Source organism: Anaeromyxobacter dehalogenans 2CP-1 (assembly GCF_000022145.1).
GTDB lineage: Bacteria > Myxococcota > Myxococcia > Myxococcales > Anaeromyxobacteraceae > Anaeromyxobacter > Anaeromyxobacter dehalogenans.
The window spans coordinates 1,168,372-1,191,693 of record NC_011891.1 but is presented as its reverse complement, the minus strand read 5'-3'; the positions used below and the strand labels follow the sequence as shown (position 1 = coordinate 1,191,693).

The following is a 23,322-nucleotide window of genomic DNA, read 5'->3' as shown; positions in this document are numbered from 1 at the left end:
CGGTTCGCGGTGCCGGTCCGGCGCGCGCCTCAGGCGTCGTAGCGGATGTCGCCCGCGCCCTCGACGTCGTAGCCGGGGATCGCGCCGGCCTCGGCCCGGAACGCCCTGCCCTGCGCCGTCTCGCACAGCCGGACCACGCGCGCGTCGCCGAGGTCGCGCGCCTTCACGATGAGCCCGTACGGCTCGGTGGCGATCGGCCGGAACGCCAGCCCGGCGCGCTCGCCCCACGCGCGCGAGCAGAGGCCCACGTCGGCGCGCCCCGCCACCACGGCCAGCGCCACCTCGAGGTGCGAGCGCAGCAGGAGCGCCTTCCGGTGAACGCGCGCCGGGTCGAGCCTCCGGGCGCGGAGCGCCTCGTCGAGGTGCCTGCGGACGCCGGCGCTCCCGGGACGCGACGCGAGCCGGCGCCGGGCCAGCTCCTCGAGCGTCACCGGCCGGCCCGGCGGGTGGACGAGCCCGATCTCGCGGGTCACGAGGTGGATCCGCGCCACGCGGTCGTCGCCGACGTGGCTCGGGAACCCGCCGGCGTGCGCGCCCGCGGCGAGCACTGCCCGCCGCCGCAGCAGGTCGGCGGCCTCGGCCATGTCGGCCTGCACGAAGCCGACGAGCGGAGGGCCCTGGGCCGCGGCGAGCGCCAGCAGCGACAGCAGGGCCACGTCGCCGTTCGCGGCGACGAGCGCCGGCGCCGCGTCGAGCGCGCCCGACGGGGTGGGCGCGGGCGCCGTCTCGAGCCGCGCGTCGCCGGTCCTGCCGCTCGACCAGGCCAGCACGTCCTCGCGCGAGAAGCGCCACTCGGCGCCGACGCGGCGGGCCGGGAGCCCGCGCTTCAGCAGCCGGTACACGTGCTTCGGGTGGACCCGGAGGACCTCGGCGACCTCGGCGGTCGTGAGCAGCTGATCGGGCATGCGTGCCCCCGAGTATAGCGGCCGCGGCGTCCCCTGGCGAACCGGGCCGGCCGACGCTGGTTGCCGTATGCAGCTTGTCCGGAGTATAGGGTTCCCTGTTGTTACCCGTACGTCCCAGCCGGAGTGCCTCCGTGATCCGCCGCATCCTGCTCGCCGTCGCCCTCCCGGCGCTCCTCGCGGCCGCGCCGGCGCGGCCGACCGCGGCCACGCTCGCGGTCGCCGCCGCGGCGAGCCTCAAGGACGCCGCCGAGGAGCTGAAGCAGGCGTTCGAGGCGGAGCGCCCGGGCGTCCGGGTGGCGCTCACCTTCGGCGCGTCCGGCGCGTTCTTCGCGCAGATCCGGAACGGCGCCCCCTTCGACGTGTTCCTCTCGGCGGACCGGGACTACCCGGCCAAGGTGATCGCCGCGGGGCTCGGCGCAGCCGCGGACGAGGAGGTCTACGCGTTCGGGAGGCTGGTGGCTTGGCTCCCGCCCGGCTCTGCGGTGCCGCTCGAGCGGCGCGGCCTCGCGGCGCTGACCGTCCCCGGCGTCCGGCGGATCGCGATCGCCAACCCTGCGCTCGCCCCGTTCGGCCGCGCCACCGAGCGCGCGCTCCGGGCGGCCGGCGTCTGGGACGCGGTGCAAGGGCGGCTCGTCCTCGGCACCAGCGCCGGGCAGGCGGCGCAGTTCGCCACCACCGGCGCCGCCGACGTGGCGTTCCTCCCGTACTCGCTCACGCTCGGGAAGGCGCTCGCGGCCGGCAAGGTGGTGCCCGTCCCCGAGGCGCTCTACCCCCGGATCGAGCAGAGCGGCATCGTCCTCCGGACGGCCCGGGACCCGGCCCTCGCCCGCGCGTTCCTCGCGTTCTTGACCGGCCCGAAGGGCCGCGCGGTCCTCGCGAAGTACGGGTACGGGCTCCCCTAGCCATGGACGCCGCCGCGCTCGCGCTCTCGCTGAGGCTCGCCGGGCTGACCACGCTCGCCCTGCTCGTCCTGGGGCTGCCGCTCGCGTGGTGGCTCACGGTGAGCCGCTTCCGCGCGAAGTTCCTGGTCGAGGCGGTGGTGGCGCTCCCGCTCGTGCTCCCGCCCACGGTGCTCGGGTTCTACCTGCTCACCGGGCTCGGCCCGCGGAGCCCGGCGGGCCGCGTCTTCGAGGCCGTCGCCGGCCACCCGTTCCCGTTCTCCTTCGCCGGGCTGCTCGTCGCCTCGGTGCTCTACAGCCTCCCCTTCGCCGTCCAGCCCTTCGCGGCGGCCCTGGCCGGCGTGGACCGGCGACTCGTCGAGGCGTCGCACAGCCTCGGCGTCTCGCGGATCGGGACGTTCCTGCGCGTGACGCTGCCGCTCGCCTGGCCGGGCGTGCTCGCCGGCGCGGTGCTGAGCTTCGCGCACACGCTGGGCGAGTTCGGCGTGGTCCTGATGGTGGGCGGCAACATCCCCGGCCGGACGCGCACGCTGGCGGTCGCCATCTTCGACCACGTCGAGGCGCTCGAGTACGGCGCCGCGCACCGCACCGCGGCGCTCCTGCTCGCGATCTCCTTCGGCGTGCTCACGATCGTCTACGCGCTCCAGCGCCGGCCCGCCTTCCGATGGAACGAGCGCTGACGTTCGACGTCGTCCGGCGGTTCTCGCGCGGCCCCACCATCCGGGCGCGCGCGAGCTGGCCGCTCGGGCGCGACGCGGTCACCGTGCTCTTCGGGCCCTCGGGGTCGGGCAAGACCACCGTGCTGCGCGCGCTCGCCGGCCTCGACCGGCCCGAGGCCGGCGCCATCGCGTTCGACGGCGAGACCTGGTTCGACGCGGGCCGGCGGGTGTTCGTCCCGCCGCAGGCGCGCGGCATCGGGCTGCTGTTCCAGGACCACGCGCTGTTCCCGCACCTCTCGGTGGCCTCGAACGTCGGGTACGGCCTTCACCGCCTGCCGCGCGCGGCGCGGGAGGCGCGCGTGACCGAGGTCGCGGAGCGGTTCGGGATCCGGGACCTCCTGCCGCGCCGCCCCGGCCAGCTCTCCGGCGGCCAGCGCCAGCGGGTGGCGCTCGCCCGCGCGCTCGCGCCGCGGCCGCGGCTGCTGCTCCTCGACGAGCCGCTCTCCGCGCTCGACGCGCCGGCCCGCGAGGCGCTGCGCGGCGAGCTCCGCCACCTGCTGGAGGCCTCGGGCGTGCCCGCCGTGGTCGTGACCCACGATCGCACCGAGGCGCTCGCGCTCGGCGACCGGCTGGCCGTGCTCCTCGACGGCACGGTGCGCCAGGTCGGCCCGGTCCACGAGGTCTTCTCGGCCCCGGTGGACGCCGAGGTGGCCCGGGTGGTCGGGACGGAGAACGTGTTCCCCTCGCGCCTGCTCCGCCGCCGCGACGGCCTCGTCGTGGTGCGCGCGGGCGCTGCCGAGCTCGTCGCGCTCGACCCGGGCGGCATGGAGGACGAGGCGTACGCCTGCGTCCGGGCCGAGGACGTGGTGCTCGAGCCGCAGGACGGCGAGCACCCCACCTCCGCGCAGAACCGGCTCGCGGGCGTGGTGGTGGCGCGCCGCGACGAGGGCCCGCTCGTCCGGATCACCGTGGACGTCGGCGTCCGGCTGGTCGCGCTCGTCACCCGCGCCAGCGCCGAGCGCCTCGGCCTCGTCGCCGGGCGCGAGGTCACCGCCATGGTGAAGGCGCCCAGCGTCCGCGTCGTTCCGCGCCGGGCGTGAGCGGCCCCTGGCGGCGCTCACCCCGGCTGGCGCACCGGCGCGCCCCGCGTCATACCCCCGGTCCAGGATGCGGCGACCGCATGACGATCCTCACGCCCACCGAGGCCCGGGCCTTCCTCGTCGGCCACCACCTGCTCCGCGCGCCGGAGCTCCCGCCCGGCGCGGCCGGCCTCCGCGCGCTGCTCGAGCGCCTCCGCTGCATCCAGCTCGACCCGCTCGATCCACTCGGGACGAACGCGGACCTGGTGGCGCTGGCGCGCGTGGACGGCATCGCGAAGGGCGACGTGTACCGGCACCTCCTGCCCGGCCACGCGTTCGAGCACTTCGCGAAGGAGCGGTGCCTCCTGCCCGCCGGCGCCTTCCCGTGGTACCGCGACGAGCTCGCCATCGAGGCGCCGTGGTGGTCGCACGCCGAGCGGCTGCGGCGCCTCCCGCCCGGCGTGGTGGAGAAGGTCCTCGAGGAGGTCCGGGCCCGCGGCCCCGTCGCGGCCGACGACCTCACCGACCACGGCCCGGTGGAGCGGCTCGACTGGAGCGGCTGGAAGGGCACGCCGCGCGCCGCGAAGATGGCGCTCGAGGTCCTGCAGACGCGCTGCGAGGTGGTGGTGTGCGGCCGCTCCGCGCGCGGCAAGGTCTACGACGTGCCGGAGCGTGCCCTGCCCGGCGCGGCCGGGACGCGCGTCCACGCGCGCGGCCGTTCGCGGGCGCGGCGCGCCGAGGCGTTCCACCGCTGGGCGGTGGTCGAGCGGGTGGAGGCCGCCGGCCTGCTCTCGACCGCGGGCGGCTCGACCTGGTCGATGCTGGAGCCGGCGCGCCGCGCGCGGATCCCGGAGGCGCTCGTGGCCGAGGGCGCGGTGGAGGCGGTGCAGGTCGCCGGCTCGCGGCGGACGTTCCTCGCGCCGCGCGGCTTCGCGAGCCGCCGTCACCCGCCGCCCGACGGCCGCGTCCGCCTGCTCGGCCCGCTCGACCCGCTGCTCTGGGATCGCGGCCTCGTCCGCGCCGCGTTCGGCTTCGACTACACCTGGGAGGTCTACCGCCCCGCGCACCTGCGGCGCTTCGGCTGGTACGTGTGCCCGCTGCTCCAGGGCGACGCGCTGGTGGGCCGGCTCGACGGCGCGCTGAGGGACGGCGTGCTCCGCGTCCGCGCGGTGTGGGTGGAACCCGGCGCGGCCCTCGACCGCGCCGACCTCCTCGCGTGCCTGGAGCGCCACGCGGCGGCGTGCGGCGCCCGGCGCGTGGTCCTGCCGCGACGGTTCCGGATCAACCGAGCGTGAGCGGCGGGCTCACGCCGTCCTCGCCAGCGTCCGCTCGTACCGGACCCGCGCCGCACGCTCGACGAACCCGAGCCGCAGGTTGATGCCGAGCATCGGGTTCGTGTCCGCGTTGGACGTGCGCACCACCGGAGGCCGCCCCGAGGCGGTCCGCAGCGTGCGCGCCCACGCCAGCGAGGCGACCTTGAGCGCGGTCGCGAGGCCGTGGCGCCGGTGCGAGCGGGCCACGCCGGTGAACCCGGTGTAGAGGATGGCGTCGCTGGCCTGGCTCGCCCAGAGCTGCGTCATGCCGACCACCTCCTCGCCGTCGAGCGCGACCCCGTGCGCCTCGGGCAGCAGGTCAGGGTTCTCGTGGTAGGCGCGCCGCCAGACCTCGAACGGATCGCACACGGCGTCGGCTGCGCCGGGGACGTCGCGGAGGACCGCCGCGTGCAGCGCGTGGAGCCCGCGGAGGAGCCGCTCGTCGCGCGCGCCGCCCGCGCCGAGCGCGCGCAGCACGATCCCGGCGGCCTGGGCCCGACCCGCGGCGTCGCCGAGGCGGGCCGGGTCGAAGGCCGCGAGGTCCAGCTCGGAGCTGGCGGTGCGGAGGATCGGCCGGAACCCGCGCCGCTCGAGGAACGCCATCGCCTCGGGACGGTCCTCGGTGGTCTCGCAGCCCATCACGCACGGCGTGCCCGCGGGCAGGTCCTCGAGCACGCGGTCGAGCAGCGCCGTCCCGAGCCCGCGGCGACGATGCGCCGGGTCCACCTCCACCGAGAAGAAGCGGCGCGGCTCGGCGGAGGTCGTCCGGAGGCGCCACCGCTCCGCGACCGCCGCGAGCCGGGACGGATCGCCCGGGTCGAGCACGGCCACGCGCTCGAAGGCGGCCCCGGGCTCGCGCTCGGCGTCGGAGCGCACGAGCCACGCGGCGCACGTGGGCGACTCCGGCCACACCCGGTTGCGCAGCGCCGCGAGCGCCTCGTACGTGGCGGAGCTCCGCGGGAGCTGGAGGATGGCGACCTCGGGCAACGGGTCACGCCTCCCCGCGCTGCCGGCGCAGCCAGGCGCGGAGGGGACCGAGCCGCCCGGGCCGCCCTGCTCTCCGCGGAGGAACGCGAGGACGTGCTCCGGCCGCAGCCACACGCGCGTGCCGGCCGCGAGCGGCCCAGGCACGAACGGCTGGTTCTCGAGCGCCCCGCCCCACCAGCCGTCCCCGCGCACCACGTCGAGCAGGACCCACATGAACTCGGTCCGCCGGGTGATCTCGCCGTGCGGACCCGCGGCCAGGAACGCGAACGGCGCCTTCACGAGGTCGCCGGGCTCGGGCGCGGACGGCAACGCCTCGACCTCGCGGCCCACCTCGCCTGGCAGGAGCAGCGTCCAGCCCTCCGCCTCGAGGGTGGCCGCGCGCTCGCGCGCGTCCGGCTCCGGCGGCGGCCGCGCGGCGCCGGGGGCGCACTGCGCGGACCAGGCGTGGACCACGGCGGGAGCGACGCCGAGCTCCTGCGCCCTCGTGAGCAGGTGCGACTCGTCCAGCAGCATCAGGTGCGGCCGCTGCCTGCCGCGGCCGAGGTGGACGTGCACCTCGAGGCCGAGCGTGGGCGGGAGGACGTGCGACTGGTTCGCGATCGTGCCGCGGAAGCCCGGGTGGTCGGTGGGGCCGTCGTCGTCGAACGCCCGGCGGTACGCCTCGAAGTCGTCCCGCGCGATCTTCACCCAGAAGCCCCAGGAGTACGGCGCCTCGCGCCCGCGGACGGGGATGGGCGCCACGCAGCGGATGAAGAACGCCTCGCCGTCGATCGAGACGAGGTCGTCCGACTCGCTGACCCGCGCGGCCCGCTCCTCCTCGGGGACGGCGAACACCGCGTCCGGCCGCCGGAACCCCGGCTCCAGCTCGTCGTGCTCCTCGCCGCAGTCGGCGCAGCGCCCCCGCTCCATGTCCACCTCCGCGCGCGCGGCGCCGCCGGACGCCCGATGCGGCCCAATTTAGCCCAGGCGCCCATCACGCTCCGCGAAACCTCGAGTGCGCCCCCGAGAAGGCGGCCGCGGGGGCGCCCCCTCCCTCGCGTGCGGCGACACGGATCGAACGGGCGTCCCCGAGAAGCCGGTGCCCCCCACCGCGCGCGGCGGGTGTAGACAGGGCTCGAGGAGGCTCCCATGACGCTCTCCCTCGATCGTGCCCGCGAGTTCCTCGCGGCCAGGCGCATCGCCGTCGCCGGCGTGTCCCGCGACGAGAAGGACTTCAGCCGCTACCTGTTCGGCGAGCTCGTCGCCCGCGGGTACGACGCCGTGCCGGTGAACCCGGCGCTCGCCGAGGTGGACGGGCGCCGCGCCTTCGCGTCCCTCGCCGAGGTCGAGCCGCCGGTCGAGGCCGCGCTGATCCTCACCCCGCGCTCCGCGACGGAGGCCGTGGTGGCGGATGCCCTGCGCGCCGGCATCCGGCGCATCTGGCTGCACCGCGGGGCCGGCGCCGGGTCGGCCACCCCGGGCGCGCTGGCCCTGTGCCGCGCCAGCGGCGTCGAGCCGGTGCACGACCTCTGCCCGTTCATGGTGCTGACCGGCACCGCGTTCCCGCACCGGTTCCACGGGTTCTTCCGGCGCCACCTCGCGCACGAGCATCCGGCGCCGCAGGCCTGAGGTCCCGGGCGCGCGGTCCTTGACTCGGAGCGCACCTTCTTCTTACCGTGGGTGCACCGCTCGCGACGGCGAGTCGCGGCCGCGCGGCCTCCGGTCGCGGGCGGTCGCCGTCCCGTGCCCGCCCGGAGGTCGCGCCCATGAACGTTCCGCCCGTCTCGAGCCGCCCTGCCCCTCGCCACTCGTTCGCACTCGCGCTCGCAGCCGCCGTGATCGCGGGGTCGGGGTGCGGAGGCTCCGGAGGTGGCGGCACGGCGCCCACGCCCGCGGTCGAGTGGGCCCGCATCTCCGCTCCCGCCTCCCACAGCGTGGCGATCGCGAAGGACGGGACGTTGTGGGCATGGGGCGACAACGCATCCGGCCAGCTCGGCGACGGCACGTTCGTCGACCGCGCCACGCCGGTGCGGATCGGCACCGGCTTCGCCAGTGCCGCCGCCGGCACCGGGTACACGTTGGCGGTGAAGGCGGACGGGACGCTGTGGTCCTGGGGCGACAACGCATCCGGCCAGCTCGGCGACGGTACGACCATCCTCCGCGCCGCGCCGGTGCAGATCGGGACGGGGTTCGCGCAGGTGGCCGCGAGCCGGAACTGGCTGCAGCCCGTGTCGCTGGCGATCAAGACCGACGGGACGCTCTGGGCCTGGGGGAGCAACCGCAACGGTCAGGTCGGCGACGGCTCCGGGCTCGACCAGCACGCCCCCGTGCAGATCGGCACCGGCTTCACCCGGATCGCGGTGGGCGACTGGCACGCCGCTGCGGTGAAGGCGGACGGCTCGGCGTGGACCTGGGGCTCGAACACGTCCGGGCAGCTCGGCGACGGGAGCATCGCGATCACGCCTCGCACCACGCCGGTCCAGGTGCTCCCGGCGAGCAGCGCCGCCGACGTCGCGGCGGGCGCGGCGCACACGGTCGTCCTCCGGTCGGATGGCTCGCTCCTGGCCTGGGGCGCGAACGGCGACGGTCAGCTCGGGGACGGGACCACCACGGGGCGGCGGACGCCGGTGGCGATGGGCTTCGGCGGCGTCGTCCAGATCGCCGCGACCGCCAACCACACCGCCGCGCTGAGGGCGGATGGGACGCTGTGGACCTGTGGCGCAAACGAGTACGGGCAGCTCGGGGATGGCACCTTCGCGAGCCGCAGCGCGTTCACGCGCATCGGCTCGGGGTTCGCACAGGTCGCGGCGGGCTCCCGCCACATGGCGGCCATTGCGACCGACGGCTCGCGCTGGGCGTGGGGGAACGACGACTTCGGCCAGGCCGGCGACGGAAGCTGGAGCCGGAGCGCCGTCGCGACGCAGGTCGGCAGCGGCTTCGCCCGCGTGGCCGCCGGCTTCGGCCACAGCCTCGGCGTGAAGACCGACGGCACGCTCTGGGGCTGGGGGCTGAACGACCTGGGGCAGGCCGGGGACGGCACCGACGCTCCCCAGCGCGGCGCGCCCATCCGCATCGGCGAGGGCTTCGCAGAGGTCGCCGCGGGCTACCAGCATTCGCTCGCCGTCGCGGCCGACGGGACGCTGTGGAGCTGGGGTAGCAACTTCTCGGGGCAGCTCGGCGTCCCGTCCATCGCGTTCCGGTCCACGCCCGGGCAGATCGGCTCCGGGTTCGCCCACGCCGCGGCGGGAAGGTGGCACTCGGCGGGCGTGAAGACCGACGGCACGCTCTGGCTCTGGGGCGGCGACGTCTCCGGGAGCTTCGACACGCCGGTGCAGGTGGGAAGCGGGTTCGTCGAGGTCGCCGCCGGCCACGAGCACACCGTGGCGCTCGCGGAGGACGGAACGCTCTGGACCTGGGGGAACAACCTCTTCGGCCAGCTCTGCGACGGGACGCTCGATCAACGGGTCGCCCCGGTGCAGGTGGGCACCGGCTTCACGCACGTCTCGGCGGGCGCCTACCATACGATGGCGATGAAGGCCGACGGGACCCTGTGGGCCTGCGGCGAGAACGGAGCCGGGCAGCTCGGCGACGGGACCACCACGTCGCGCGAGGTCCTGGTCGGCCTCGGGGGCGGCTTCGCCGCGGTCTCCGCGGGGGAGACCCACACCGTCGCGATCAAGGCGGACGGGACCGTCTGGTCCTGGGGCTCCGGGATCCGGGGCGAGCTGGCCGACGGGGGCTTCGGCTGGCGCAGCGCGCCGGCGCAGGTCGGGGCCGGCGCCGCGCAGGTCGCGGCCGGCGGGTCGCACACGCTGATCGTGAAGGCCGACGGCACGCTCTGGTCGTTCGGCCAGTCCGCGTTCGGCCAGCTGGGCGATGGGACCGTGAGCGCCCTGGTCCCGGTGCGCGTGGTGCCCTGAGCCAGCGCGCCGCGCCCGCCGGCGGACGCAAGAAGGCCGGCGGACCCGGGGGGAAGGGACGCCGGCCAGGGCGCTCGCCCGCGGGTCCTCCCGCGGCGGGAGACACGCCTCGACGGTGTGTCCGGGTTCCGCCCCTGTCCACGCCTGCGAAGGGTTGCAGCCGGATGCCGCCCACCCGTTCGCGCCGGACGCTCACCCGCCCCGCCACCAGCTCCACTTCACCAGGAACGTGTCCACCGCCCGGCCGCGGAACAGATCGGGCGAGCCCAGGCCGCTCGGCACGTCGCCGTCGCGCGCGGGCAGCTCGCTCTGCGAGCGCGTGTAGACGGCGTACAGCGTCGAGCCGAGCCGGTATTCCCACCGGACCACCGCGTTCAGGTTCACCGTCGCGTCGTGCGAGGCGGGATTGCCCGCGTAGGCGACCGGCGCGAGGTCGGCCCAGGACAGGCGGCGGCGGCCGTTCACCGAGGCGCCGTAGAACGTGTCGCCCCAGCGGATGGCGGAGCTGAACGCCTGCGCGTACAGCTGGGCGCTGAGCCGCGGGGTGAAGACGAGCTGCTGGCGGAGCGTCACCGACACGAACCGCGGATCCTGCACGCCGAACACCGCGGTGCCGTCGGGGAGCGTCTCCAGCCAGCGCGGCCCCTGCGGCTTGTGCTCGTACCCCGCCTCGAGCTTCGTCTCGAGGCGCGGGTGCGGCCGCCAGCTCCCGGTGAGCGAGCTGGACCAGCCGCTCGCGGGGCCGAACGGGCCCTCGTCCATGGTGCGGAAGTAGACGACGTCGAGCTTGCCCTGCAGCTCGCGGTGCGGATCCGAGGCCAGGCTCGCGGTGACGTACCAGTGGCCGGTGCGCTCGAACGCGATGCCCGATCGCGCGATCTCGCGCGTGTCCCACTGCGGGTGCTCCACGTTGAGGCGCACCTGCAGCTCCTGGTAGCCGGGGAGCTGGAGCTTCGACGAGGTCCACCAGTTGAGGCTCCGCGCCATCTTCCCGTCGGCGTCCCAGTTCACGTCGAGCGTGGTGTCCGCCTTGAACGAGTGGAACGGGCCGAACCCGTTGGGCCGGACGTAGCGGCCGACCAGGTCCACCCACTGGAAGTCGGACAGCGGCTGGTACCCGACGTCGTTGAGATCGAGCTTCGCGTCCTCGTAGAGGTACTGCACCTCGAAGCGCCACGGCTCGCCGCCGAGCTTGCCCCAGCGCATGTGGCCGCCGAACCCGAGGTCTCCCGCCCGCAGCACCGTGCCGTCGCGAAGCCTGCGCCCGCCGTCGGGTCCGCCGACCGCCTGCGAGACCTCCACCTGCGCGAAGCCGCCCCACTCGCCGGGCACGGAGAGGTCCAGCCCGAGCGCGTTCGAGCCGCGCGAGTCGCACCCGGCCGCACGGTAGTCCGCGTCGTTCGCGAACTCGTGGCGCCGGCAGCGCGGCTCGAGCGGCGTCGCGGCGGTGAACATGGCGCCCGCGGTCGCTCCGCCCCCGAGCCGCTGCCGGCCCACCGCGGCGAAGTAGTTGGTGCTGACCGGGTGCGCGGACGGCAGCGCGTTCTCCGGGCCGAACCGGAACGGCTGCCGCAGGCGGAAGCGCCAGCTGCGGTCCGGATCCTGCTCGACCGGCGCGAGCGCGGCGGGATCCGGGTTCCCGTAGCCGAGCGGCACGAGCGCCGCGTTCCCGGCGCCCATCACCACCGAGTCGAGCACGCCCAGCTCGAGCCCGCGGCGCGCGCTGCCGGTGACCTTGACGGCGCCGAGGATGGGGGCGTCGAGGCCGATGCGGCGCGAGTAGAACAGCTGCTGCTGCACGCCGTACTCGCTGCCCACCGGCTCGAACACGTCGAGCCCCTCCATGAAGAACGGCCGCTTCTCCGGGAAGAACGGCTCCGAGTTCTGGAGGTTCTGGATGATCTGGTCGCTCTCGACCTGGCCGAAGTCGGGGTTGATCGCGCCGGTGAGCGTCAGCCCCGAGCCGAGCGGCGACTTCAGGTCGAGCCCGACGTCCACCAGGGGGTCCACCAGCCGCGGCTCGGGCCGGGCCGGGTCGGAGTACTGCGGCCGGACGGTGGCGCGCGCCGCGACGTACGGCAGGAGCTCGAGGCCGCGCGGCGGGTCCAGCTCCGAGAGCCCCTCCAGGCGCCCGAACCGCGAGACCACCAGGTTGCCCGGGTTGAGCGGGTTCGCCTCCCGGGGCACCAGCACCGAGCCGAACACCTGGTGCGTCCGCGGCACGTGCCGGCGCACCACGAACCCCCACTGCTGCTCGGGCGCCGAGGAGAAGCGGAGCTGCCGGAGCGGGATGGCGAGCTCGACCGACCAGCCGCGCGCGTCGCCGGCGACCGCCGCGTCCCAGACCGCATCCCAGCTGTCGGTGGTGTTCACGTCCGCGTAGACGAGCTGGTCGCGGAGCACGCCCGCGGCGTTCACGGTGAAGACGTAGGCGGTGCGCCCGCCCCCTCCCGAGTCGATCGCGACCTCCACCCGGTCCGCCGTGGTGTCGGTGTCGCGGCGGGCGAGCTGACGCACGATGGCGCGGGGCTGCGGGTCGAAGCAGACCACGCCGACGTACAGCATGGCGTCGTCGTACAGGACCCGGACCTCGGTGCGGAAGCTCGCGGGCAGCCCGGGGTTCGGGAAGCTCTCCACGAACCGCGAGTACGCCGGCGCGGCGGCCCACTCCTCCTCGTCGAGGCGGCCGTCCAGGGAGATGGGCCGCGGGGTCCGCGCCGCCACGACGGCGTCCCCGGTCGGCGCGTTCTCCGGCGCCGCGGCGGCGGCCGAGGCGGCGAGCAGGCAGGTGATGGCGACGGCGTTCGGCTTCAAGACGGGTCCTCTGTGCTCCCCTCCGTTGGGAGGGCTCGACCGGGCGTCCGTGACAGGGGCACCGTGCGGCGCCGCCGCCTGGCGCGCGGGGGCCCCGTCGTCGCAGGGCGGACCGATCGCGAGGACCCGCTCGCGGGACGCTCGCCGGCGCGGTGGTGGACGCGGGGGAGAGGACGCGGCGACCGCGCTCCTCCCGAAGCACGCCGCGACGCGACCGGTCGCGTGGCTCGAGCTCGAGGGAGCTCGAGGTCGCCCGCCGGCGGTCCTCACATCGCTCGCCATGGCCGGCGTGCAGATCCTGGAAGCGCCCCGCGGCTGCTCCCGATGGGATCGCTCGCGCGGGCAGCCGGGATCAGCCGGCGGACCGGCCGGGCGCCGGCAGCGCGCTCACGGCGCTGCGCCGGTGGCCACCCGGTACATGAACTCGACCCACCGGGTCGCGACCATCGTGGCGCCCACGGCATTGAGATGGGCGTCATGCCCGCCGTCGGCGCTCCAGTCGTGGGCCAGCGCGGGCACGCCTCCCAGCGTGAACGGGTTGCCCTGCGCGTCATGCGACTCGTGGTACGCGAGGTCGAACACCCGCCCGGTGCCTCGGTACTTCTCGCGGATGAGGTTGCTCAGCGCCTCACGCTGCGTGTTGCCGTCGACGTCGGTCACGTCGGGCATGAGCGGCACGGTCCAGTAGATGATCTTCCCCGGATATGCGGCCTCGAGGGCATCCATGGTGGCCTGGTACTGGGCCCATGTGTCGGAGACGTCCTGCGCCGTCCAGATGTCGGTGAAGCAGAACTTGAAGCCGAAGTAGTCCAGGGCGCCGCCGAAGCGCGTGCGGACCTGCGCGTCGAAGTCCAGGACCTTCCCGACCGGCTGCCCGTTCACGCCGATCGCGGTGTCGGCCACGGCGCCCACCGGTACCGCTGCCGCGCTGGCAGGGTGATACGCGATCGTGACCCCGCTGCCCGGGTTGGCGTCCAGGAGCCCGTCGAGCCCGCCGGCCCCGTTCCCGTACAGGATGTTGTTGCCGACGCTCTGGTGCGCGAGGAGCTGCCGCTTCGACGCGAGCGCCTGGAGCTTCTGCGCCAGCGTGGGATCCGTCGGCGGGGGCGCCTGGATCGTGTAGGTGGCTGCGCGCACCGCGCTGGGAGCGAAACCGTCCGCGGTGGCGATGGCCCGGAGGGTGGCGGTCGCCTGGATCGTCACGGGGCTGGCGCACGCAGGGGTCGCCGCCGTCGGCAGCGTCCCGTCCAGCGTGCAGCGCACGGTGGCGCCCGCGGTGGCGCTGGACACCGTCACCTGCTGCGCCGAGGCGTAGGTGCCTCCGGGCGGCGAGAACGTCGGCGGCATGGCCTCCACCGGCGCCGGCGTCTCGATCGTGTACGTCGAGCTCGCGACCGCGCTGTTCGCGTACCCGGGCGCGACGGCGATCGCGCGGAGGGTGGCCGTGGCCGGGATCGCGACCGGGCTGGCGCACGCCGGCGTCGCCGCGGTCGGCGGCGTCCCGTCCAGCGTGCAGCGCACCGTGGCGCCCGGGGTGGCGCTGGACACCGTCACCTGCTGCGCCGAGGCGTACGTCCCGCCGGGCGGAGAGAACGTGGGCGCCGACGCCGCCGGCACCGCCGCCTCGATCGTGTACGTCGCGCTCGCGACCGCGCTGTCCGTGTACCCGGGCGCGATGGCGACCGCGCGCACCGTGGTGGTCTCCGCCACCTCCAGCGACGTGCACGCCGGCGACGCCGCCGTGGGCGCGCTGCCGTCCACGGTGCAGCGCACGGCGGCGCCCGGCGTGGCGCTCGCCACCGTCACGTGCTGCGCGGAGGCGTAGGTCCCGCCGGGTGGCGAGAAGGCGGGCATCCCCGCCTGCTGCACCTGCGGAGACGATTCCGACGAGCCGCCCGAGCCGGCGCAGGCCAGCGCGGCGAGCAGCACCATCCACGAGCTCCGTTGCATGGAATGCGATCCCCCTGAGTGCGTCCGCGGCGTGCGGCCCAAGGCCCATACCAGACCCCGGCGCAGGGTGGCTCGCCTCCGCGGGGGCAGGCGGCGCGGGGGCCGACCCTCGGCGTCCCTCGGCGGGGGCAGCGGGGGGACGCCGTTGCGCGCCCGCACCGTGCGTGCTTTCCTCGGCGCCCCGTCATCGAGCGCACGCCGCCGGCGACGGGCCGCGTGCCCCCGGAGGTCGCTCGTGACCGTCACCCCGCCGGAACCCCGCCCCGAAGCGCCGCTGCTCCGGCCGATCGGCGTCATCCGCTCCGTCCTCGGCGCCCGCGGCGACGCGCCGAAGCAGGGGTCGGAGGGCGCGCCGGACGCGTGGCTGGAGGTGTACCCGTGGGCCGCCGACGGCCTGGACGGGATCGCCGCCGGCGATGCGCTCTTGGTCGTCACCTGGCTGCACCTCGGCGATCGCTCGGTGCTCCGCGTCCACCCGCGCGGCGATGCACGCATCCCGCTCACGGGCGTGTTCGCCACCCGATCGCCGGATCGCCCCAACCCGCTCGGCCTGCACCCGGTGACGGTCCGGTCCGTGGAACGCCACCGGCTGCGCATCGGTCCCATCGAGGCGATCGACGGCACGCCGGTGGTGGACCTGAAGCCGGCGCTTCGATAGCCGCGGCGCGGCCGCTGCCACCGGGCGCCCGCAGCCCTGCCTCAGATCGACAGGATCCCCGGCCAGTGGCGCGCCCAGTCCCGCGCGCGCACGCGCCGCTGCCAGGCCGGGTCGGCGCGATCCACGCGCGTCGAGCCGGCCAGGAGCGCCTGCACCCGCGCCTCGAACGCGCCGGCGACCGCCTCGTCCTCGACGACGAGCAGCAGCTCGTCCTCCCAGTAGCTCGCGGTGACGTCCAGGTTGGCGCTGCCCACCGCGCAGGCGCGCCCATCGGCGATCATCGCCTTCGCGTGCACGTGCGGGTGCACCAGGCCGAGCTCGGGCGACCAGCCCGGCACGTCGCGCACGCCGAGCAGCCTGGCCTCGGCCCCGGCCGCCACCAGCGCGTCGATGCGCGAGTGCACCAGCCAGGTGGCCGCGGTGCGCGCGCTGGCCCAGGGCCCCTCGAACGGCTCGCCGCCGTGCGTGGGCGTGACCTCGCCGAGGAGCACCTGCACCCGCACGCCGCGGCGCAGCGCGCGAGAGAGCGCGTGCTCCAGCTCGAGCAGCAGCGGGAACCCGTTCACCGCGACCAGCCGGTGGCGCGCGCTCTCGACGAGCGCCAGGTAGGCCTCGAGCGTGCTCGCGTCCCGCAGGCCCTGGTGCACCACCACCCGCACCCGCTCCGCCCCGGCCACGCCGGGCGCCGCCACCTCGAACGGCGCGCCGCCCGCGCCGGTCCACGCCTCCAGGAAGGCGCGCTCCACCGCGGCCACCGCCGGCCCGCGCACCCGCGCCCCGCCGTCCAGCCAGGGCACCTCGCGCCACGGCGTCCGCGGCCCGACCCGGACCTCGTCGAACCCGGTGTAGTACTCGTGCGCGAGGTTCCGTCCGCCCACCAGCGCCACCGCTCCGTCGGCCACCACCAGCTTGCGGTGGTCGCGCCGCTTCAGGTCCTCCACGCTCGGGACCGCCGCCACCGGCCGCGAGACCCGCACCTCGACCCCGGGCCGCGTCGCGAGGCGCGCGAGGAGCGGGTTCTCCAGGCCGAAGGAGCCGTGCAGGCCGTGCAGGGAGTCCACCAGCACCCGCACCTTCACGCCGCGGCGCCCGGCGCCGGCGAGCGCGGCCTCGACGCGCCGGCCGGCGTCGTCGTCGGTGGCCAGGTAGACCTGGAGGTGGAGCGTCCGGCGCGCGCCGCGGATCGCCTCGAGCAGCCAGCCGCGGGCGGTGACGTTGTCGAGCTCCAGCTCGACGCGGTTTCCCTCGATCGCGGGCGCGGCCGTGGCCGCGTCGAGCCGCGCGTCGAGCGTGTCGGGACGGGGCGCGAGCGGTGGCGCTCGCCAGGCCCGCCCGGCGAGCTGGCGCGCCTCCAGCGCCTCGAACCCGATCGCGGCGGGAGGGTGCGGTCCGCGATGCACGATCGCCGCGACCGGGAACCCGGCCGCGCGCAGGCGGCCGCCCACCCGCGCCAGGCGCACGGCGTCGTGCGCCTCGCTCACGTCGGCCGCCTCGCCCTCGTCCAGCACCGCGCTCGCGTCCACCACGCGCGCGGCGAGCCCGGCGCCGCGCAGCCGCTCGCGCAGCAGGTGGCAGCTCCGCGCCGGGCGCAGGCGCACCGCGAGCGGCTCGGCGCCGTCCACGCGGGCGAGGGCGGCGAGGTCCTCCGGGGCCAGCTCGGCGTCGAACGGCAGGAGCGGCAGCACGCCCGGGCGGATCACCGCGACCTGCCGCTCCACCGCGACGACCGGGTCGAGGCCCTCGGCGTCGCGCGCGCGGAACACGCCCAGCGAGCCGGCGGCGAGCCCCGCCGGCAGCTCCGCCTCGCCGCCGCGCGTGCGCACGCGGGCCACGACGCGGCCGTCCGACACGAGCGCCAGCTCCTGGTCCTCGACCGGCGGGTTGCGGCCGACGCCGTAACCGTAGCCGGCGCGCAGCCGGAGGGGGCCGCCGGCGTCCACGAGGTCCGGCACGTCGAGCGGGCGCCGCAGGCCGGTCCGGCTCGGCGCCGCCGGCGGCAGCACCAGCAGCGGCGCCGGCCAGGGTGCGCTGCGCAGCAGCGCCCCGGGCAGCCGCGACAGAACGACCAGGTCGAGCCGTCGCTCCCGGGCGACCGTCTCCAGCGTCCGCCACGTCCCGGAGCCGAAGCCGCCGGCCAGCTCGACCCGGGCGCGGATGCCGGCCACCTCCAGCGCGGCGGCGAGCGCGTCGCGCGAGGGCGACGCGAGCGCCAGGAGCGTGACGCGCTGGGAGGGATCCCCGTGATCGCGCAGGAAGCCGGCCAGCGCCGCGCGGGCGCGGTCGCCCGGCGCGACGCAGAGCAGCTCCCGCGCCGGCTCACGGAGGCGCGCGGTCGCCGCCGCCGCGGCGGCGGCCACCCACGCGACCGCGAGTGGCCGGAGGCGGCGCAGCTCGGAGACCGCCTCGCCGGCCGCCGCCGGGAGCGGCCCCGCGACGACCAGGTCCACCTCGCGGTCCCCGGCGAGCGCCGCGAGCGCCTCGGGATCCAGGTCCGGCACCGCGCCCACCGCCACCCGCCCCGCCAGCGGGACAGCCTCCTCGCGCAGCCGGTCGAGCCACCCAGTCCCCGCGCCGCCGGCCGGCGCCGGCGCGGCCACCCCTGGGAGCCAGGCGTGCGGCCGCGGCGGCGGGCAGGCCACCACGCCCAGCGACTCCGCGTCCGGCGCGAGCGCGCGCACGGCGCCGAAGGCCGGGCCGGCGTCGGCGCCCTGCTCCACCAACGCGAGCACGCGGCGGTACCTCATGCGACGGCCTCCGCCTCCGGCAGCGCCACGCGCTCCACGGAGCGCCCGTCGGGCGCGACCACGTGCGCCTCGACGGCGGCCAGGCTCCCGTCGTCCCTGAGATCGTAGCTGTTGAAGCCGGCCCGGACGCGCGGGTGCGGGTGGTCGAGCGCGGCGCCGCTCGCGCCGATCACCTGGAGCGCGCCGGCGGCGGTGGGCAGCCGCCAGCGCACGCGCGCGTGCAGGTGGCCGAACAGCACCAGCCCGCGGCCGAGGCGGCAGAGCACCGCCCGCAGCCGGTCCGCGTCCACCAGCCCGTCGCGGAGCTGGAGCGCCCGGATCCGGCCGTCCACCGGCGGGTGGTGCAGCAGCACCACCGGCGTGCGCCTGGCCACCTCGGGGTGGGCGAGCACCGCCTCCAGCGCCTCGAGCTGCGCCTCGCCCAGGCGGCCGCTCGCCACGAACGGCGGGCGCGGCACCGCGCTCGAGAGCCCGATGATGGCCGCCGGACCGCGCAGCTTCACGCAGGGGAAGGGGCCGGCCGCGAGGTCGAGGGCGAGGTCCGGGAGATCGCCGCGCAGGAACGCGCCGAAGTGGTGCGGGAAGCGGCGACCGTCCTGGATGGACGCGAGGTAGACGTCGTGGTTCCCCGGCACGACCGTCACCTCGACCCGGCGCGCCATCGCGTCCAGGAGCGAGCGCGCCTCCTCCAGCTCGCGCTCCAGGGCGAGGTTGGTGACGTCGCCGGTCACCACCACGTGATCGGCGCGCGCCGCGGCCGCCGCGAGCACCGCCGCGAGGTACTCGCGCCGGTACACGCGACCGCGCTGCCGGATCAGGTTGGCGTACCCGGTGATGCGCTTGTTGAACAGGATGCGCCGCCACTCGGCCCCGCGGGGCGAGCGCACGTGCAGGTCGGAGAGGTGGGCGATCCGGAGCACCGCCACCAGCGTCCCTCGGCGCGCCGCCCGCTTCCAGCGGGGGTGGAGGGAAACGCCTGAGCTCGGTAGGGGGATGCGACGGAATGTGCGGGTCGCCGCGCGGCGCCCCCCCTGCACGGGGGCCCAGGCGTGGCGCGCGAAAGAGGGGGCTCGACTTTACCCAGGATAAAGTGTATTCACGCGGCTCCCCATCCCCAACTCCAGGCGGGGACCGGGCGGTTTTTCATCGCCCGCGAACAATGAGAAGAAACGAGTCTACACAGTAATGGCTACCGGTACCGTGAAGTGGTTCAACGATGCGAAGGGCTTCGGCTTCATCACGCAGGACGGCGGCGGGGACGACGTGTTCTGCCACCACACTGCCATCCAGGCCGACGGCTTCCGCACGCTCGCCGAGGGGCAGAAGGTCGAGTTCGACGTGACGCGTGGCCCGAAGGGCCTGCAGGCGGCGAACGTCCGCGCGATCTAACCGCGCGATCCGTCGCTCCGTCGACGCGAGAAGCCCGGCCCTTCGGCCGGGCTTCTTCGTTTTCGTGCCAGCGATCACCGCCGCGACCGGCGCCGCGCCGCCGCGCGCCGCGCCTGCGACGAGAGCGCGCGCCGGGACGCGGCGGCCTTGCCCTCGCGCTTCAGCGCGCGCTCCGAGGCGGCGCTCCGCCGGCGCGAGGGGGCGCGCGGCTTGCGCTTGCGCTGACCGACCTCGTAGGCCGCCTCGGCCGAGCGGCGGGTCCGGCGCGACGCCTGGCCCTGCTTCGGCGGCTTCAGCGGGATGCCGGCGCGCCGCGCCTTCGAGAGCCCGATCGCGATGGCCTGCTTCGTGGACCGCGCCCCGTGCTTGCCGCGGCGCACGTGCTCGATCTCCTCGCGCACGAACTCGCCCGCCGCGGTGGTGGGCTTCTTCCCGTTGCGCAGGGCCGCCTTGGCCCGCCGCTCCGTCGCCTTCTCCGGCATCCGCCGTCTCCTTCCGCGCGCGCTCGCGCTCAGGCGTGCTCGCCCGGCGACTCCGCCGGGAACCCGCGCACGCCGTGGGCCATCTCCTCGTCCACGTAGCACCACGCCCAGTCCGCCCCCGGCTCGAACGAGCGCACCACCGGGTGATCGGTCTCGTGGAAGTGCCGGGTGGCGTGCCGGTTCGGCGAGCTGTCGCAGCAGCCGACGTGGCCGCAGGTGAGGCAGAGCCGGAGCTGGACCCAGCGATCACCGGACGCCAGGCACTCCTCGCAGCCCTGCGTCCGCGGTCGCACCGCCGCCCGCCGGCTCTCCACCTTCTCCAGGTGCTCGCACATGGCCCGCTCCCCTCCCGTCCCGCGCTCCTCACCGCCCCGAGACCAGCTCCGGGTTGCCCCCGACCACCCGCTTCGCCGCCTGGCCCGCTCGCAGCGCCCCGCCCGGCGCGACGCCGTTCAGGGCCGCCAGCACGTCGGGCGGCGCGGTCGAGGGGAACTCGCGCGCGAAGTCGGCGAGCGACATGTCGCGCGGCACCCTCACGACGTCGATGCGGGCCGGCTGCACCGCGCGCGCGGCCGGATCGGTCACCGGCCCGAAGCTCGCGAGCACGCGCTGGAACGTGTCCGCCGCGCCCTGGAGCCGCTCCGCCGGCGCGTACTCGACGATCTGCAGCGTGGTGCCGCCGGCCGGGACGAACGCGACCACGCCGCCCACGTTCCCCTGCTCGGTCGTGGCCTCGAACCAGCGCGCCGCGCCGCCGTGCGGGACGGCCGGGGCCGGCGCCTGCACCGCGCGGACGCCCTGCTGCGCGAAGAACTTCTGGACCGCCTCCTCCGGCGAGGCCTTCCCGGCCCCGGTGAGCTGGAGCGCGGCGTCCTGCTGCGGGCTGACCGCGACGAGCGCGGCGGCCGTGTTCTGCGCCTTCCACCCCTGGGGCAGCGTGAGCTGGAACCCGAGCTGCGGGTGGACGAAGGTGCTGCCCTTCAGGTAGCCCTGCCGCGGATCCTCGCCGAACACCACGTCGTCCACCTTCGCCAGGTACTGCTCGCGGTCCACCTCCATCCGGTCGGGGGCCTCGACCTTCGCGGCCCGCCTCGCCGCGGTCTCGGCGCGGTCGCCCGGATCCGGGTGCGTGGAGAGCCAGCCCGGCACCCGCCCGCCGCCCTCGCGCGCGGACACCGCCTCCAAAGTGCGGAAGACCGCCGCCATCTGTCGCGGGTCGTACCGCTGCTCGACCATGTAGCGGAAGCCGAGCGCGTCGGCCTGCCGCTCGTCGTCGCGCCCGAACTTGAGGAACAGGAGCTGCATCCCGGCCCCGGCGACCTGGCCGTACCGGCGCACGTCCTCGCTGACCACCATCCCCACGCCCAGGCCCACCTGCGCCAGCTGTGCCTTCGAGAGCTGCTCGACCGAGTGGCGCGCCGTGATGTGCCCGATCTCGTGGCCGAGCACCGCGGCCAGCTCCGCCTCCGAGGTCAGGTACGTGAGCAGGCCGCGGGTCACGAACACCGGCCCGCCCGGCAGCGCGAACGCGTTGACCGCCGGGTCGTCGACGACGGTGAAGCTCCAGGGGAGCTCCGGCCGCTCGGACCCCTTCGCGATGCGCATCCCGACCCGCTCCACGTAGGCCTGGAGCTCCGGATCGTCGTACCGGCCCATGGTCTCGCGCACCTGCTCGGCGGCCTGCTTGCCGAGCGCGATCTCCTGGTCCTTCGAGACGAGCGAGAGCTGCCGCTCGCCGGTGGCCGGGTTGCGGGCGCAGGCCGCGGCGAGGGCCAGCGCCGCCCAGGCGGCCCTCGCGCTGCGCCGTGGCCGCACGGCGATGACGCGCCGCATGGCGGTTCCCCTCCGCGAGGCCGCCGCCTGCACGCCTCGCGGCGTACACGGTAGTCACCGCACCGCGCCCTCGTCGCGGTGCGGCGGCGAGGCGGGCGGGCGCTCGCGGAGCGCCGCGGCGACGCGCCGGCGGAGCAGCTCGGGGTCGCCCTTGGGCACGTAGCCCTCGATGCCGAGCCGCGCCGCGGCCTCTCGCAGCGCGTGCTCGTCGTTCGACGAGTGCAGGAACACCCGGACGCCGCGGGTCCGCTCGCGGCGGCGGAGCACGCTCACCAGCCCCTCCCCGGAGAGCGCCGGCATGTTCACGTCCACCAGCACGAGATCGGGCGCTTGCTGGATGATCCGCTCGGTGGCGCCGAACGCGGTTTCGTGGACCTGCACGTCGTACCCCTCCGCCTCGAGCAGCTCGCGGGTCAGGAGCAGGTGGGTGGCGTCGTCGTCGATGACCAGGATCCTCGGGGCCGTGCTCATGCGTTCTCTCTCGTGGGGGGCCGGGCCGGAAGCCGGACCGTGAAGGTGGTGCCCGCACCGCGGCGGCTCTCGACGGAGACCGTGCCGCCGAGCAGCGTTGCGAGCGAGCGGGTGATGGCGAGGCCGAGGCCGGTGCCTTCGCGCGTGCGCGTGGCAGCGTCCTCGAGCTGGCTGAACGGCACGAACAGCCGCGGCAGGTCGGCCTCGTCGATGCCGCAGCCGGTGTCCGCCACGGTCAGCAGCACGCCGCCGCGGCCGTCCGGCGCGCCCGCGAGGCGGACGGAGCCGGCCCTGGTGAACTTCGCGGCGTTCGCGCCCAGGTTGAGCAGGATCCTCCGGACCTTGGGCCCGTCGGTCTCGAGCAGGAGCCCAGGTGCCGCGTCGGCGCGAACCTCGACGGGCGCGTCGCCGACGAGGAGCCGGACGGTCGCGGCGACCTCGGACACGAGCGCGCCCAGGTCCGCCGGCGCGATCGAGACCTCCATCCGGCCGGCCTCGAGCTTGCTGAGGTCGAGCAGCTCGTTGACGGTCCCGCGCAGCTCGGCCGCCGAGCGCGCGAGCACGGGGATCTTCGCCTCCACGTCGGCGAGGCTCCTGCGGGCGCACGCCATGCGCAGGAGCTCCGCCAGCGCCACGATGGCGTTCACCGGCGAGCGCAGCTCGTGGGTGGCGTGGGCCAGGAATCGCGCCCGAAGGCGATCCACCTCCTCGAGGTCCCTGGCGCGTGCCAGGGCGGCCTCCCGCGCGGCGTCGCTCCGCTCCAGCGCAGCGCCCTGCTCGCGCGCCAGCTCGCGGACCGCGGCGTGGCCCATGTACCGCCCCGCCGCGTCCACCGCGATCACCTCGTCGTAGACGGACGCCGCCTCGCGCGCCAGCGCCCGCTCGACCGCCAGCGGCAGCGGAAGGTCGTGAGGCAGCACCAGCGGCGACAGGTCGGCGATCCGGGTCACGGGCTTCCGCGCGTACAGCTCGTGGCCGAAGTTGCGGGCGAGCTTCACGAGGAGCCGTCCGCGCGTGAGCAGCCCCACAGGGCGGCCGCTCTCCGGCTCGACCAGCACCATCGCGTCGAGCGCGGGGTCCGCGAAGAACCGCTCCGCCACGCGCTCGACCTGCTCCTCCGGCGACACCTGGGCGTCGCCGGTGAGGACGTCCGCGAGGCGCGCCTCGCAGACGCCGTCGCGCGGCCCAGCTCGACGTTCCGGCGCGGTGGCCGGGAGAGGGTGGGCGTTGCCGTGCACGG

Annotated in this window: 19 protein-coding genes and 1 pseudogene; 8 read left to right on the top strand and 12 right to left on the bottom strand. The window is 76.2% G+C overall.

Annotation, left to right across the window (positions count from 1 at the left end; translation table 11 throughout):
- Nucleotides 1-29 precede the first annotated feature (29 nt).
- Nucleotides 30-905, bottom strand: a complete 876-nt coding sequence (locus A2CP1_RS05290) for a helix-turn-helix transcriptional regulator (protein ID WP_012632406.1) — start codon at nt 903-905, stop codon at nt 30-32.
- Nucleotides 906-1,036: 131 nt separating this feature from the next.
- Between A2CP1_RS05290 and modA the strand changes: the two genes are divergently transcribed.
- From modA to A2CP1_RS05270, 4 genes are all read left to right on the top strand, one after another.
- Nucleotides 1,037-1,807 carry a molybdate ABC transporter substrate-binding protein gene (gene modA / locus A2CP1_RS05285; protein ID WP_012632405.1) on the top strand — a complete coding sequence of 257 codons (771 nt, stop codon included), beginning with the start codon at nt 1,037-1,039 and terminating at the stop codon, nt 1,805-1,807.
- A 2-nt stretch (nt 1,808-1,809) separates the two neighbouring features.
- Entirely contained in the window at nt 1,810-2,484 is a 675-nt protein-coding gene (modB, locus tag A2CP1_RS05280; protein ID WP_012632404.1) for a molybdate ABC transporter permease subunit, read from the top strand.
- Nucleotides 2,469-3,563, top strand: coding sequence for an ABC transporter ATP-binding protein (locus A2CP1_RS05275; RefSeq protein WP_012632403.1), 1,095 nt, complete (start codon nt 2,469-2,471; stop codon nt 3,561-3,563). Before modB ends, A2CP1_RS05275 begins: the two co-directional genes overlap by 16 nt.
- An 80-nt stretch (nt 3,564-3,643) precedes the next feature.
- Nucleotides 3,644-4,837, top strand: coding sequence for a winged helix-turn-helix domain-containing protein (locus A2CP1_RS05270; protein ID WP_012632402.1), 1,194 nt, complete (start codon nt 3,644-3,646; stop codon nt 4,835-4,837).
- A gap of 9 nt (nt 4,838-4,846) precedes the next feature.
- Here the strand turns inward: A2CP1_RS05270 and A2CP1_RS23405 are convergent, their stop codons facing one another.
- Nucleotides 4,847-6,751: a GNAT family N-acetyltransferase gene (locus A2CP1_RS23405; RefSeq protein ID WP_012632401.1), complete on the bottom strand. Its 1,905-nt coding sequence runs from the start codon at nt 6,749-6,751 to the stop codon at nt 4,847-4,849.
- Nucleotides 6,752-6,970: 219 nt separating this feature from the next.
- Between A2CP1_RS23405 and A2CP1_RS05255 the strand changes: the two genes are divergently transcribed.
- Both A2CP1_RS05255 and A2CP1_RS05250 read left to right on the top strand, forming a co-directional pair.
- The gene (locus A2CP1_RS05255; RefSeq protein ID WP_012632400.1) at nt 6,971-7,450 is read left to right on the top strand and encodes a CoA-binding protein; all 480 of its coding nucleotides are present in this window, start codon (nt 6,971-6,973) and stop codon (nt 7,448-7,450) included.
- A 137-nt stretch (nt 7,451-7,587) separates the two neighbouring features.
- A complete protein-coding gene (locus A2CP1_RS05250; RefSeq protein WP_012632399.1) occupies nt 7,588-9,741 on the top strand; it encodes an RCC1 domain-containing protein in 2,154 nt (717 codons plus the stop codon).
- Nucleotides 9,742-9,933: 192 nt separating this feature from the next.
- Here A2CP1_RS05250 and A2CP1_RS05245 read toward each other — a convergent pair whose 3' ends face one another.
- From A2CP1_RS05245 to A2CP1_RS23690, 3 genes and pseudogenes are all read right to left on the bottom strand, one after another.
- Nucleotides 9,934-12,555, bottom strand: coding sequence for a carbohydrate binding family 9 domain-containing protein (locus A2CP1_RS05245; protein ID WP_012632398.1), 2,622 nt, complete (start codon nt 12,553-12,555; stop codon nt 9,934-9,936).
- A gap of 387 nt (nt 12,556-12,942) precedes the next feature.
- On the bottom strand, nt 12,943-13,902 hold the full coding sequence (locus A2CP1_RS23695) for a chitobiase/beta-hexosaminidase C-terminal domain-containing protein (RefSeq protein ID WP_245530044.1): 960 nt from the start codon (nt 13,900-13,902) through the stop codon (nt 12,943-12,945).
- A gap of 90 nt (nt 13,903-13,992) precedes the next feature.
- A pseudogene (locus A2CP1_RS23690) lies at nt 13,993-14,409 on the bottom strand (chitobiase/beta-hexosaminidase C-terminal domain-containing protein); the annotation flags it as partial.
- A 331-nt stretch (nt 14,410-14,740) separates the two neighbouring features.
- Between A2CP1_RS23690 and tsaA the strand changes: the two are divergent.
- The gene (tsaA, locus tag A2CP1_RS05235; RefSeq protein WP_012632396.1) at nt 14,741-15,163 is read left to right on the top strand and encodes a tRNA (N6-threonylcarbamoyladenosine(37)-N6)-methyltransferase TrmO; all 423 of its coding nucleotides are present in this window, start codon (nt 14,741-14,743) and stop codon (nt 15,161-15,163) included.
- 41 nt (nt 15,164-15,204) lie between these two features.
- Here tsaA and A2CP1_RS05230 read toward each other — a convergent pair whose 3' ends face one another.
- On the bottom strand, nt 15,205-17,907 hold the full coding sequence (locus A2CP1_RS05230) for a phospholipase D-like domain-containing protein (protein WP_012632395.1): 2,703 nt from the start codon (nt 17,905-17,907) through the stop codon (nt 15,205-15,207).
- Nucleotides 17,904-18,833, bottom strand: coding sequence for a metallophosphoesterase family protein (locus A2CP1_RS05225; protein WP_012632394.1), 930 nt, complete (start codon nt 18,831-18,833; stop codon nt 17,904-17,906). The genes A2CP1_RS05230 and A2CP1_RS05225 overlap by 4 nt, the downstream gene beginning before the upstream one ends.
- Nucleotides 18,834-19,092: 259 nt before the next feature.
- Here A2CP1_RS05225 and A2CP1_RS05220 point away from each other — a divergent pair, with 259 nt between their 5' ends.
- The gene (locus A2CP1_RS05220; RefSeq protein ID WP_011420046.1) at nt 19,093-19,296 is read left to right on the top strand and encodes a cold-shock protein; all 204 of its coding nucleotides are present in this window, start codon (nt 19,093-19,095) and stop codon (nt 19,294-19,296) included.
- A gap of 74 nt (nt 19,297-19,370) precedes the next feature.
- Here the strand turns inward: A2CP1_RS05220 and A2CP1_RS05215 are convergent, their stop codons facing one another.
- Genes A2CP1_RS05215 through A2CP1_RS05195 form a run of 5 tightly spaced genes read right to left on the bottom strand, consistent with a single transcriptional unit; the run spans nt 19,371 to nt 23,320 of the window.
- Nucleotides 19,371-19,778, bottom strand: coding sequence for a hypothetical protein (locus A2CP1_RS05215; protein ID WP_012632393.1), 408 nt, complete (start codon nt 19,776-19,778; stop codon nt 19,371-19,373).
- 29 nt (nt 19,779-19,807) lie between these two features.
- Nucleotides 19,808-20,113: a ubiquitin carboxyl-terminal hydrolase 14 gene (locus A2CP1_RS05210; protein WP_012632392.1), complete on the bottom strand. Its 306-nt coding sequence runs from the start codon at nt 20,111-20,113 to the stop codon at nt 19,808-19,810.
- 28 nt (nt 20,114-20,141) lie between these two features.
- On the bottom strand, nt 20,142-21,611 hold the full coding sequence (locus tag A2CP1_RS05205) for a M48 family metalloprotease (RefSeq protein ID WP_012632391.1): 1,470 nt from the start codon (nt 21,609-21,611) through the stop codon (nt 20,142-20,144).
- A gap of 54 nt (nt 21,612-21,665) precedes the next feature.
- Nucleotides 21,666-22,082 carry a response regulator gene (locus A2CP1_RS05200; protein ID WP_012632390.1) on the bottom strand — a complete coding sequence of 139 codons (417 nt, stop codon included), beginning with the start codon at nt 22,080-22,082 and terminating at the stop codon, nt 21,666-21,668.
- Nucleotides 22,079-23,320 (bottom strand): sensor histidine kinase, encoded by a 1,242-nt coding sequence (locus A2CP1_RS05195; protein WP_012632389.1) that lies wholly within the window; start codon nt 23,318-23,320, stop codon nt 22,079-22,081. The genes A2CP1_RS05200 and A2CP1_RS05195 overlap by 4 nt, the downstream gene beginning before the upstream one ends.
- Nucleotides 23,321-23,322: the final 2 nt, after the last annotated feature.